The sequence below is a fragment of the Roseibium suaedae genome (assembly GCF_900142725.1).
GTDB classification, from domain to species: domain Bacteria; phylum Pseudomonadota; class Alphaproteobacteria; order Rhizobiales; family Stappiaceae; genus Roseibium; species Roseibium suaedae.
On record NZ_FRBW01000002.1, the window covers coordinates 851460 to 863497 of the forward strand.

A 12038-nucleotide genomic window follows, 5' to 3' on the forward strand; every position below is an offset into this window, starting at 1 on the left:
CCGGAGATTACCATGGCCCTTGCAGCACTCCTGCTTTTCGGCACCTTTGGCGTCCTGACCCTGCTTGGCGTTCCGATCGCCTTCGCCATCGGCCTGTCCGCCGCCGTTTCCTTCCTTCTGTTCATGGGCTTCGACCAGTCCATGTTCATCGTTGCCCAGCAGATGGCCTCAGGCCTCGACAGCTTCACCCTGCTGGCCATTCCGTTCTTCATCCTGGCCGGCAACATCATGAACCGCGGCGGCATTGCCCTGCGTCTGATTTCCTTCGCCAAGGTTCTGGGCGGCCGCCTTCCCGGCTCCCTCGCCCACTGCAACGTTCTGGCCAACATGATGTTCGGCTCGATCTCCGGCTCTGCCGTGGCTGCCGCTGCCGCAGTTGGCGGCGTGATGGCGCCCTTGCAGAAGAAGGAAGGCTATGACCCGGCCTTCTCCGCCGCCGTCAACATTGCGTCCTCGCCGACCGGCCTGCTGATCCCGCCCTCCACCACCTTCATCGTCTACTCGCTGATCACCGGCGGCACCTCGATCGCCGCCCTGTTCGTCGCAGGCTATGTTCCGGGCATTCTGATGGGCCTCGGCCTCATGGTGGTCGCCGGTATCATCGCAAAGAAGCGCGGCTATCCGGTTGCGCCCCGCTCGACCTGGAAGGAAGTGCTTCGCGTCACCGCAGATGCGATCCTGCCGCTCAGCCTCGTCCTGATCGTCATGGGCGGAATCATCTTCGGCATCTTCACCGCCACCGAAGCGTCTGCGATCGCCGTCGTCTACACCCTGTTCCTCGCCCTCGTCTGGTACCGGGAAATCGGCCTCAAGGACGTCCCCGCCATCATTCTGGAATCGGCGGTCACCACAGCCATCGTCCTTCTGATGATCGGCGCCAGCATCGGCATGAGCCGCGTGATGGCTTTCGGCGACATTCCCTTCGCCCTGTCCGATGCCCTGCTGGGTCTCTCCGACAATCCGATTGTCATCCTGCTTGCCATCAACATCGCTCTGCTGATCGTCGGCACCTTCATGGACATGACCCCGGCGCTTCTGATCTTCACTCCGATCTTCATGCCGGTGGTGCAGGATCTCGGCATGGATCCGGTGCATTTCGGTGTCATGATGACCCTGAACCTGTGCATCGGCATCTGCACCCCGCCGGTTGGCTCTGCCCTCTTCATCGGCTGCTCGGTCGGCAACACCAGCATCGGCTCCGTGATCCGTCCGCTGCTGCCCTTCTACGCCGTGCTCTTCGTCCTGCTGATGCTGGTCACCTTCGTGCCTGAAATCAGCCTGGCCCTGCCGCAACTGCTTCTGGGATACAAATGAAAACTCTGAACATCTGGCGCATCAAGTCCGCAACGGCAACCGGTGCGGAACTGGAAGTCGAAGGGCGTCACCTTCTTCGCATCGCCGTTCTGGAAGACCGTCTGTTCCGCGTATCCCTGCTGAAGGACGGCGTCTGGCGGCTGGACCGGAGCTGGACCATTGCCCCCAACGGCGACGCGCCGCTGGAAGGCCGCAACCGCGACCGCAATGACGGCTTTGCCTGCCCTGCCTTCACCCTGTCCGAGAGCGAAGGCCAGATCGTTCTGGCCACGGACACGATGCGCCTGACCGTTTCGACCCCGCTGCACCTCTCCTGGGAAGCCAGGACCGCAGAGGGCTGGAAAGTCTTTGCAGAAGAGCGCAGCACCGGTGCCCTGATGCTGGGCGTGCGCGATCATCGCCACAGTCATTTCCTCAGCCGCTCCCGTCTCGACAAGGTCTATGGCCTGGGCGAGAAGGCCGGTCTGCTGGAGCGTTCCGGCCGCCGCTATGAAATGCGCAACCTGGACGCCATGGGCTATGACGCCGAGACGACCGACCCGCTCTACAAGCACGTTCCCTTCACGCTGACCAAGACGGCGGACGCAGGCTGCTGGTCGATCTTCTACGACAACCTGGCCGGCACCTGGTTCGATCTCGGCAACGAGCTCGACAACTACCACAAGCCCTACCGCAGCTACCGCGCAGAAGATGGTGATCTCGATTACTACATGCGCTGGGCGGACAATCTGGGCGAACTGTCGACCGCACAGGCCAAAATGACCGGCGGCACGGCCTTCCCGCCGCGCTGGACCCTTGGCTATTCCGGCTCGACCATGTCCTATACGGACGCACCGGACGCACAGGTTCAGCTGGAAGGCTTCCTGTCCAAGATCGCCGAACACGACATTCCCTGCGACAGCTTCCAGATGTCCTCAGGCTACACGTCCATCGGTCCGAAGCGCTACGTCTTCAACTGGAACACGGACAAGGTGCCGGACGTCCTGTCCATGACCGCCAAGTTCCGCGATGCCGGCGTCCACCTGATCGCCAACATCAAGCCGTGCCTGCTGCAGGATCACCCACGCTATGGCGAGGCGGAAGACGCAGGTCTCTTCGTCCGCGACAGCGAGACCGGCAAGCCGGAACGGTCGATCTTCTGGGACGACGAAGGCTCTCATCTCGATTTCACCAAGCCGGAAACCCAGCGCTGGTGGCAGGAGAATGTGACCCGGCAGCTGCTGGAAAAGGGCATCGGCTCCACCTGGAACGACAACAACGAGTATGAGATCTGGGACGATCTGGCCTTGTGCGAAGGCTTTGGCAGCGAGATCCCGGTCAAGCTGATCCGCCCGATCCAGCCGATCCTGATGACCCGAGCGTCAGAAACCGCCCAGAAGGCCCATGCTCCACATCTGCGCCCCTACCTGATCAGCCGCTCCGGCGCGCCGGGTCTGCAGCGCTATGCCCAGACCTGGACCGGTGACAACCGGACCGACTGGAAGACGATCCGCTGGAACATCCGTATGGGCCTCGGACTGTCCATGTCCGGCTTCTTCAACATCGGCCACGATGTTGGCGGCTTCGCTGGTCTGAAGCCGGAACCGGAACTCTTCGTCCGCTGGGTTCAGAACGGAATCTTCCATCCGCGCTTCACCATCCACAGCTGGAACGACGACCACACGGTCAACGAGCCCTGGATGTATCCGGAAGTGACCCATCACATCCGCGATGCCATCAAGCTGCGCTACAAGCTGATGCCGTATCTCTATACGCTGCTGTGGCGCATGGCCCGTTTCGACGAAGCCATGATGCGTCCGACCTTCGTGGAATTCCCCGATGACCAGCGCTGCTGGGACGATACGGACGACTTCATGCTCGGCCCGGATCTGCTCGTTGCCAATGTGGTCGACAAGGGTGTTGCAACCCGCAAGGTCTATCTGCCCGAGAACGGCACCGGCTGGTGGGACTTCCACGCAGGCACCTGGCACAAAGGCGGCCAGGAACTGGACCTCTCCGTCGACCTCGGCTCCATGCCGCTGTTCGTCCGCGCCGGCGCCATCCTGCCGCTCGCAGAAGGCAGCAGCCGCGCGGCTCCGGAAGCGGAGACCGGCCGTATCCTGGCCCTCTTCCCGGTTCCGGCAACGGGCGAAGCGACGGGCGAACTCTTCGAAGATGACGGCATCAGCGTTGATGCGCCGTTCAGCCACCTCTCCTTCTCCTTGAAGGAAGCAGGCGGCGCCCTCGACCTCGACTGGACGAAGGACGGCAGCGGCACCCCGGTTCTGAGCGAAGCAACCCTGGTTCTCCCGAAAGGCGAAACCCGGACACTCAGCGCCCGTGGCACGGCCCTCGGCCAGGGCGCGTCGATCTCGCTCTAAGTCCGCTCAGGACTTTTCAAAACGCAGAAGCCCCGCGCACAACGAAATTTGTGCGCGGGGCTTTTTTGTCCGATGCGATAGGCTTCACTCGCCCGGCCCCTCTTCTCGCAGCCTCTGGCGGGATCATCTTGATGCCAGACAGGCCCCGCCCAGCATGAAGGACATCGTCTTGACGGTCACGTCCCCGCCCTCGAATCTCAAACCGATTGTCCGCCCCGCACGTGTGGAGGATCTGGACGGCGTTCTTGCCCTCTTCCGCCAGCTCATTCCGGACGACCCGGTTCTGGATCCGGAAACAGCCCGGACAACCTGGGCAAGGCTTCTTTCGAGCGGTTTCACCACGGTGTTCGTTACAGAAATAGATGGCCTGCCTGCGGCCTGCTGCACGCTCGCGATCATTCCAAACCTGTCACGCGGAGCAAGGCCCTATGGGGTCATCGAGAATGTCATCACGGACGCGGCCCACCGGCGCAAGGGCCTCGGCCATGCCGTCCTGCATGCCGCACGCGATCTGGCCTGGCAGGAAGGCTGCTACAAGCTGCTGCTGGCCACCGGCTCGAAAAAGGAAAGCACCCTCCGCTTCTACGAAACCGCGGGCTTCAGGACAGGCACAAAGACCTATTTCGAAATGCGGCAGAATTGACCGGCATTTTAATGCGAAATGCCAGGAGGCAAAGGGCAGGTCAAAGGTCGCCCGGACGGTAACGCTTCAGGATCCCGAGGGTCTTGCCATCTTCCTTGCCGGACCCAACGGCATAGACATTACCGTCACCGCCCATGACAACATCCCGAATGATAGCGGAACTGGACCATTCCTGACGCAAGGGCCGGCCACTTTCATCGATGATCAGGATCGCGGAATTTTTCTTGCTGCTTTTCAGATCCGCAATCAGCAACAGGAAACGCCCCTTCGAGAGCGGCAGGATCCTGGAAACCTCGACAAGACCGGGAAAATCATCGCCCGAAATCACGAGCTGCCCGAGCGTCTTGTCCCCGGAAGACTGAATACGGACCAAATGGTCCTGGCGGCGCTTCTGGGACCCGCTCTGTCCCTGCGCGCCCTCGACCCAAGTGAGCATTTTGGCCGAAATCGCGGTTGTTCCGGTAGATGGATTGAAGGCACGTGCCGTCAAAGTGAAATCATTATTCAGGTAAGGCTTGCGATCCTTCTCGGGCAGTTCTGTTTCGGCATCATGGAACTTGGTCGTGACCTTCGGGTTCACGCGCAGCGCATCCCCACGAAACTCAAGGGGAACGCGGGTGTGAATGCCGCGATTGATACGATATTCTGTCTGGATCCTGCCTGTCAGGTCGACCTGAGGCGCACCGCCATCAAGTTCGCGGATCGCGATTTGAGCGAAGGTTCTGGACTGATCTCGCACGAGGGGGTCGGTATTATTCTTGCCGTTCGGGTTCCAATCCCTTGTGGTCGAAAAACTTTCATTTTTCCCGCCAAGGCCGAAAACCGCCGATACCTGCTTGTCCTTATCCAGGGGCTCCTGCTCCAGCAGGGCGAGGTAATTCGGGCTGCGGGCTATTGCGGTGAAATGCCCCTCAAGCTCAACGGGCTCGATCCTTGTCGCCTTCTGGTTTGCCGGATCATACCGGTAAAAGGCGGTCGGCTCATTGGTTGAGAGAGGCGTAAATCCAGCGAGTGCATCGCCGCCGGAAAATGCCTTCTGGAAGATGAAGCCAGACCCGGGATAGGTCTCGCTGGAATAGAGCTCATCAAAATAGAGCTTGCCTCCAGGCTGTTTTGACATTTCTTCCTTCAGGCGTTTCAGGTTCTTGGCGCGTTCCGCTTCAGTAAAACCCAACCTCGGATCATCCAGTCCCGGGTTCACTTTCGTCCGCATGGCGATTTGCGGTCCACAGCCCTTCTGCTTGCTGTTGAAACTGTAAGAGCAAATAAGCCCCTTTTGCCCAATTCGCCCAGCGATCAGGGCATTGCCCTGACTATCGACGTCCACACTGTAAAACTCCGCTCCATCTGGCGACAGAAGCCGGAAGGTTTCACCTGCACCGAGTTCCCGGGCATCTTGCCAATGTGCCGCCCCCGTGATCGTTTTGCCAATGTCTGCTGTCAGGGAGGAGAAATCATTCGAGGGAGACTGCAGGAAATAAAGGCCTGCGAGCGCAGCAACACCAAAGATGGCACCCGTTACAAGCACACGGGTGCGCCGTTTCTTCACCGGCTCCGCGGCCTCCGGATCTCCACCGGCACTCACCGTTTCAGCAGGACCGGCTTTTGCACCCGGGGACTTGGCCTTTTCCGACGCCGAGGAACTGTCCGGAGCGGCCTCGGTAACATCGTCCGGCGAAAAGACGATATCTTCCAGCTGCTCGATCAGGGCAATCGGACCACGCTCCGTATAGATCCGCCCCACTTCGGGAACTTCCCGCAAGATACCTTCCAGGGGACACGGCATCCGAACCTTGCGGCCATCGGCCAGCTCGAGCGTGGCCAATGTATCTCCCTTGCCAATTTCAGCATCCCCAGAATGCGGCGTGTCATGTACGCGCAGAGGATAAAGGGCAGCGTCCGATGGGGTCGAGATCTTGAAGTTGGGCATGAAATACAATTCTATTATTGAATATTGCCCAAGACTTAGCAGCTACGGAAAAGGGCTGTAAACCTGCCACAAGCACTTTGCTCATCTTTACCCCATATGCGGAAGTCATGCCCTTATCCGGCTGAAGGCACGGTTGCATTGAGATAAATTTCACGCGTGAAGAACGAGATTTGAAAAGCTCCCGAGGCGTCAGAACTTTTCTTCAAGCAAAAGAGCACATCCTGAGGCTTGAGGACCTCAAAGCATGATCCCCCTTCGGCGCCGATCAGATCATCGCAAAAGAACCGGACCGCTACAAAATCAAGAAATAGCGAAAAGGAAAATGGTGGGCCCGGAGGGACTCGAACCCCCAACCAATCCGTTATGAGCGGACGGCTCTAACCATTGAGCTACAGGCCCTTTGCACGGGTCAATCAGCAAAGAAGCCGTTTCCGCGCAGGGTTGCTTGGTACACCAAGGAAGAGCCAAGGAGCAAGGGGCAAGGCAGCAACTATCCGCACCTTCCAAATCTTCCAGGCCAGCCCAACAGTCTCCAAAGATAAGGACCTTCCGTTTCGAACGCGCATGGCCGCCAAGTCAGCGAAAAGCAGGAAAACCGGAAGGTCACTTTTCACGCGCAAGAGCACTTGCGGCACACTCCGAGGTCTCTGTTATAAAAGGCGGAAACCCGAGGGGACCCGGACATGCGCTCGACACTGCTCACCATCACGCTCAGCCTGTTCCTGATCTGCCTCAGCGGCTGGCTGCTCGTGGCGGGTCGCACCCTGATCCTGCCCTTCGTCATCGCCCTGATCGTCTGGTATCTGATCAACGCGCTCTCAGGTCTCTTCCGCAAAATTCCATTCGGCGGCTGGCGCCTGCCGGGCTGGGTTGCCCTGCCCCTGTCGCTCATCGCCATCTTTCTGGCGGCAACCCTCGTCTTCGACATGGTGACGGTGAACCTGGCCCAGCTTGCCCGTGACGCCCCCACCTATCAATCCCGCCTCGAACAGGTGTTCTCGGATGCGACCCGTCCGCTGAAGCTGGAAGACCCGATCGAACTGCGTGACCTGCTGCCGGACGCGATCGTGCCGAAAATGGTGACGGCCGGCGCCACCTTCCTGACCACGATCGCGGGATCAGCGTCCCTTGTCTTCATCTACGTCCTGTTTCTGCTGCTTGAGCAGTCGACGTTCGACAAGAAACTTCAGCGCCTTTTTACAAACCAGAAAAAAGCCGCCACAGCCTTTGCCGTCCGCGCTGAAATCAACCGGTCCATCATGCATTACTTCGGCATCAAGACCGCTGTCAGCCTGTTCACCGGGCTGTTCACGAGCGGCCTGCTGACGGCCGCCGGCCTGCCCTATGCGCCGCTCTTCGGCTTTATTGCCTTTCTGCTGAACTTCATTCCGACCATCGGGTCGCTGATCAGTGTCGTGTTCCCAAGCCTGCTCGCCCTTGTCTATTACGACACGCTCGGCCCCTTCATCCTGATTGCGCTTGGCCTCGGTTCCGCACAATTCATCCTCGGCAATCTGGTTGAGCCACGTCTGATGGGCTCCAGCCTGAACCTTTCAGGACTGGTCATCATGCTCAGCCTGTCCTTCTGGGGCGCGATCTGGGGTGTGGTTGGCATGGTGATCTGCGTGCCCTTGACCGTCGTCCTGCTGATCATCTGTTCGAAGTTTGAAAGAACGCGGCCAGTTGCAGTGCTGCTTTCAGCCAATGGCGACATCGGCGAGATGGAAGCGGTTTCTGATCCGCAATCCGGCTTCCTGAATCCAGACCTTCAAACAAAGGTCTGACGGGTCAGGAAAAATTCCCGCCCGCCTGAACGCCGGATGAATGAAAACGTCATGGCCGCGCCGCAATCACATTTCAGGATTGCACAATCAGACCTTGCATTCCCGCTGGAGGAAACATGAGCCACTTGATCGAAACCCGCACTGTCCCAGTTCGCACCCTGCAGTCTTCCAGACTGCGGCGCCTGCCAATGGCCCTGATGCTGCTCGGAACACTTGCCCTGCCCTTTGGAGCCTCCCATGCCGCCCGCGCAGAGACTGCTGACAAGGGACCGGTCGCAACGATTTCGATCACTGGTCAAGGCAAGGTCTCGATGGCACCGGACATGGCTGTGGTCACAACCCGTGTGGTAACGCCGGCCAAGACCGCCCCTGAAGCTCTCGACCTCAACACCAAGGCCATGTCTGACGTGATTGCCAAGATCAAGGAAGCAGGCATCGAACCGAAGGACATCCAGACCAGCGGCTTTTCCATATTTCCGCGCTATGAGCAGCAGAAAGAACGGAGCAATGAACCTCCGGCAATCGCCGGTTACGAAGTTGCCAATGGGGTCACGGTCAATATCCGCGATCTGGCAAAGCTCGGCACGATCCTGAACACGGTGGTTCAATCCGGAGCCAATGAAGTGAACGGCATTTCCTTCCAGATCAGTGATGCCGACGTGAAAATGGACGACGCGCGCAAGGCCGCCGTGGAAAACGCCAAGGCCCGCGCCAGCCTTTATGCGGAAGCGGCCGGTGTGAAGCTGGGCAAGATCCTGTCCATTTCAGAATCCGGTGGTGCGATGCCTCAGCCGATCTATATGCGGGCTGAGAAGATGGCCTTCGCCAGCGACGCGCCCGTGCCAATGGAAGCGGGCCAGGAAACCCTCTCCGCGTCTGTGAACATCGTCTGGGAACTGGCGGAATAACCTCCTCCCAAGCCTCAAATGCAAAAGCCGCCGGAATCTTCCGGCGGCTTTCTTGTTTGTAGTCAGTCAGATCCGCGTCAAAGCTGGCGGATCCAGACCTGCATTGGCTTTTCCGTCTCCTCGTTTTCCCCCACATCCTGCCAGGGGAAATAGACGATCCCGTTTTCCAGCTTGCTGTATCCGCGTTTGACCCAGAAGGGATCCAATGGCTGATAATCGACAGGCTTCAGGGGATGCACATCCGGGCGGACGACTGCGCAAAAGGCCGCCGTTTGATATCCCAGGCTACGGGCATGGGCCTCGCGCAGATCAAAGAACTCGTGACCGATCCCTCTGCCTCGATAAGCAGGATAGAGAACGGATTCGGCCATGTAGAAGATCTTCTTCGGATCGAGCCGGTTTTCCTCGAACGGACGGCGGAACTGAATGACTTCCTTTTCGAGCGGCTCACCCGTGGCCGCTCCGACGAGCGCGTCGCCATCAAAAGCACCGACAATCACAGCCCCATCGGTATGGGCATAACGCTGCAGATAGCGCTGCTCATACTCCATCGACCCATCGTAGATGTATGGCCAGCTCTTGAATACATCGATGCGCAGGCGTGCCAGATCCGGCAAAGCCTTTCTCAGGTCCTCGTCTTTGAGAACCTTGATATTTATTGGCATATGTCACTCCCACTCCTGCCCGCGTGTAGCATCATGGGGTGAGGGTTAAAAATCAACCTCTCCGGGTGTCTGAACAGCAGCTACCAGATATGTGCTTTCCGCATACCTTCAAAGGATCGCATCAACGATCCTGCGCAGGTTTCCGCGGTCGACATCATTCTGCGATGAGGTCAGTATAAACTGACCTAGAGCTCAGAAACTTGAGTCACCGGATCTATAGATAAGGAACGCCCAGCCATGTCGCAGACACAGCCAGCCTCCTATAGCCGCCTCCATGTGTTGCTGCACTGGACCGTCGCCGTCTTCGTGGTGTTCCAGCTCATCTTCGGCGAAGCAATCGGCCAGATGGGGCGGGCATTGCGCGACGGACGGGATCTGTCCACCCTCGACAGTTTTATGGGCAATGCGCATATCTATGTTGGCATCGCAATCCTGCTTCTGTCGGTCCTCCGGCTCATCTTGCGCATGACGCATGGAACCCCGCCTCCCCTTCCCTCCCCTCGTTGGCAAGAGCAGGCTGCAAAATGGACACACGGCCTGTTCTATGTGTTGCTGCTGGTGACACCGTTAACTGGGCTTGCTGCCTGGTTTCTTGGAATTCATCTGGCCGGTGAGGTCCACGAACTGATGAAGCCAGTGTTCATCCTATTGATTGCGCTTCATGTCGCCGCCGCACTCTGGCACCAAGTTGTCCTGAAAGACGGTCTTCTCAAGCGCATGATGTAAGAAGAAAAATTTCTCCGGAACACATTTCCGGAACAGATTACACCTTCGGATTGCAACTAGGCAGCCCTGAGTTTCAAAGACTACGAACCTGCACCATCTTGACGAGCATCGACATTCGCTCTAGTGAAAACTAGCTAGCTGCGAAGAATCATGCCGTCCCGCCCCCCGCCAGACCAACCGTCGAGCAGGGCAGAGGAACAGACAGAACGGTGACTATGAGCAGCTGGTCAAGGCACAAAACCTGGCCCTTCCCGAGCGCATCTTCATAGGACGCGATAAACTTGGCAATGGCCTCGGAAATGCCAAGGCTGCCAGGGGGCGATGGTGAACAAGATTTTCGCAAATGCGGGTACAGATCTTGATTTAGCTACCGATGTCGTTTCTGCGATCGATACACTCATCAATGAACGTGCATATGAGAGCGGCCTGGGCCGCTGGGAATATATCCAGTCCCTTACAGAAATCGACAGCAGCCACTGGAACAAGATCCTGAATGGCAAGGCCGGTCTGTCCGACGCCAAGTTCCGCCTGCTTTGCAAGATCCTGAGCCGGTCAAAGGAAGAAACCGCGCGTCTGATCGAGCTGTTCAATGAGTACCGGAAAGAGCGGCGCAAAAATCCAACCGCCCCTATTCTCAAGCATTCAAAGGCGACGAGACAGGAAAAGCTTGAAGAGCTTGCTGCAGCCAACGGCCTCCGCTTGTCCGATCTGAATGATTCAGAAGCCTTCCACGCGCTTTTGAACAACGCCATCAGCCGGGAGCGTATCAGAGGCAATGCATCCAAGGCAGATGCCAATGGCCAGTTGCTGATCACGGCGGTGAACACCGGCATGATCAAGTTGAACGAGGCTTCAGCAGATGCTGACACCACCGCCCTGCTGTCAGTAACAGCCTATTCCGCCTATCAATCTGGCAACAAGCAAAGCTACAAATACGTCCTTGAGAACATCATTGCTCCGGAGCTTTCCCACGGCGGTCCGAGCATGACCGAAGCAGCCCGCTTTCATCTGCTGCGCCGCTATCAGGAAGAGTTTCTCGGCGCCCCGCCTGTTCAGTTGGTCGACATTCAGAACACCGCACTTCAAATTACCCAGGCTTTTGACAACGCCCCCTCAAGTACACTACCTCTCAGTGTCATGATCGAACTCAACAAGGTTCGGCTGAATGTCGAGATGGGCGTAACGCTGGCATCCGACCTACACGCGATGAATGTCCATGTGAACCGCGTCGACACCCGAGGGGCACTTGAACATCGGATTCTATTCCGCGTGGGCATCGCCCAGTGGCACATGAAAAATGGTGACATTGCACAAGCCCACTTCATTCTCGAACACTGCATGCGCGAACTCGACCGCAAGCTCGGACAGATGGACTGGGCGCGCTGCAAAGTGCGCGAGATGCAGGCGAAAGTGGCTGAGCGGGAATTCTTCCTGGGAGGTCAGTCGATGGACGATGCAGAAACCGTCGATGGCTTTTTCACAGATTCCATCCACTGTGCGCAGCGCTGTGGAAACGAGATTCTGGTACGGAAACTCAAGGAAAGCCGCCAATCTTTCCGGGACCGGTCAGGACACTTCTGACACTGGCAATTTGCTCAATTCAGAGGCAAATCGCTCCATCGGATTTTTGCCAGTTTTTTGCCATGCTGTTTCCCGACATGTCTGGCTATGCTCTCTCTCATTGAAGGGTTTGTTTCTCATCTCGCAC

9 protein-coding genes and 1 tRNA gene are annotated in these 12038 nt (G+C 58.2%); 7 read left to right on the forward strand and 3 right to left on the reverse strand.

Translation table 11 applies throughout. The annotated features are described in order from the left end of the window. Nucleotides 1–12 precede the first annotated feature (12 nt). From BUA94_RS10935 to BUA94_RS10945, 3 genes are all read left to right on the forward strand, one after another. Nucleotides 13–1314 (forward strand): TRAP transporter large permease, encoded by a 1302-nt coding sequence (locus BUA94_RS10935; RefSeq protein WP_073012968.1) that lies wholly within the window; start codon nt 13–15, stop codon nt 1312–1314. Next, on the forward strand, nt 1311–3674 hold the full coding sequence (locus BUA94_RS10940) for a glycoside hydrolase family 31 protein (RefSeq protein ID WP_073012971.1): 2364 nt from the start codon (nt 1311–1313) through the stop codon (nt 3672–3674). Before BUA94_RS10935 ends, BUA94_RS10940 begins: the two co-directional genes overlap by 4 nt. A gap of 154 nt (nt 3675–3828) precedes the next feature. Further along, entirely contained in the window at nt 3829–4317 is a 489-nt protein-coding gene (locus BUA94_RS10945; protein ID WP_073012973.1) for a GNAT family N-acetyltransferase, read from the forward strand. Nucleotides 4318–4357: 40 nt separating this feature from the next. Here the strand turns inward: BUA94_RS10945 and BUA94_RS10950 are convergent, their stop codons facing one another. Both BUA94_RS10950 and BUA94_RS10955 read right to left on the reverse strand, forming a co-directional pair. Continuing rightward, the gene (locus BUA94_RS10950) at nt 4358–6247 is read right to left on the reverse strand and encodes a hypothetical protein (RefSeq protein WP_139251088.1); all 1890 of its coding nucleotides are present in this window, start codon (nt 6245–6247) and stop codon (nt 4358–4360) included. Nucleotides 6248–6570: 323 nt separating this feature from the next. Continuing rightward, a tRNA-Ile gene (locus BUA94_RS10955) sits at nt 6571–6646 on the reverse strand. A gap of 284 nt (nt 6647–6930) precedes the next feature. On the opposite strand from BUA94_RS10955, the gene BUA94_RS10960 reads away from it, so the two are divergent. Together BUA94_RS10960 and BUA94_RS10965 are read left to right on the forward strand one after the other, a co-directional pair. Continuing rightward, entirely contained in the window at nt 6931–8031 is a 1101-nt protein-coding gene (locus tag BUA94_RS10960; RefSeq protein WP_073012979.1) for an AI-2E family transporter, read from the forward strand. 116 nt (nt 8032–8147) lie between these two features. Beyond that, on the forward strand, nt 8148–8939 hold the full coding sequence (locus BUA94_RS10965) for an SIMPL domain-containing protein (RefSeq protein ID WP_084081930.1): 792 nt from the start codon (nt 8148–8150) through the stop codon (nt 8937–8939). 77 nt (nt 8940–9016) lie between these two features. Here BUA94_RS10965 and BUA94_RS10970 read toward each other — a convergent pair whose 3' ends face one another. After that, nucleotides 9017–9604 carry a GNAT family N-acetyltransferase gene (locus BUA94_RS10970; RefSeq protein ID WP_073012985.1) on the reverse strand — a complete coding sequence of 196 codons (588 nt, stop codon included), beginning with the start codon at nt 9602–9604 and terminating at the stop codon, nt 9017–9019. 237 nt (nt 9605–9841) lie between these two features. On the opposite strand from BUA94_RS10970, the gene BUA94_RS10975 reads away from it, so the two are divergent. Continuing rightward, entirely contained in the window at nt 9842–10330 is a 489-nt protein-coding gene (locus BUA94_RS10975) for a cytochrome b (protein ID WP_073012989.1), read from the forward strand. A 324-nt stretch (nt 10331–10654) separates the two neighbouring features. Then, entirely contained in the window at nt 10655–11911 is a 1257-nt protein-coding gene (locus tag BUA94_RS10980) for a hypothetical protein (RefSeq protein WP_139251089.1), read from the forward strand. Nucleotides 11912–12038 lie beyond the last annotated feature (127 nt).

Excerpts from the sequence above, each read along its gene's own strand:
- BUA94_RS10945 (WP_073012973.1), top strand. The coding sequence starts at position 3,829 with ATGAAGGACATCGTCTTGACGGTCACGTCCCCGCCCTCGAATCTCAAA.
- BUA94_RS10950 (WP_139251088.1), bottom strand. The coding sequence starts at position 6,247 with ATGCCCAACTTCAAGATCTCGACCCCATCGGACGCTGCCCTTTATCCT.
- BUA94_RS10935 (WP_073012968.1), top strand. The coding sequence starts at position 13 with ATGGCCCTTGCAGCACTCCTGCTTTTCGGCACCTTTGGCGTCCTGACC.
- BUA94_RS10970 (WP_073012985.1), bottom strand. The coding sequence starts at position 9,604 with ATGCCAATAAATATCAAGGTTCTCAAAGACGAGGACCTGAGAAAGGCT.
- BUA94_RS10960 (WP_073012979.1), top strand. The coding sequence starts at position 6,931 with ATGCGCTCGACACTGCTCACCATCACGCTCAGCCTGTTCCTGATCTGC.
- BUA94_RS10965 (WP_084081930.1), top strand. The coding sequence starts at position 8,148 with ATGAGCCACTTGATCGAAACCCGCACTGTCCCAGTTCGCACCCTGCAG.
- BUA94_RS10940 (WP_073012971.1), top strand. The coding sequence starts at position 1,311 with ATGAAAACTCTGAACATCTGGCGCATCAAGTCCGCAACGGCAACCGGT.
- BUA94_RS10975 (WP_073012989.1), top strand. The coding sequence starts at position 9,842 with ATGTCGCAGACACAGCCAGCCTCCTATAGCCGCCTCCATGTGTTGCTG.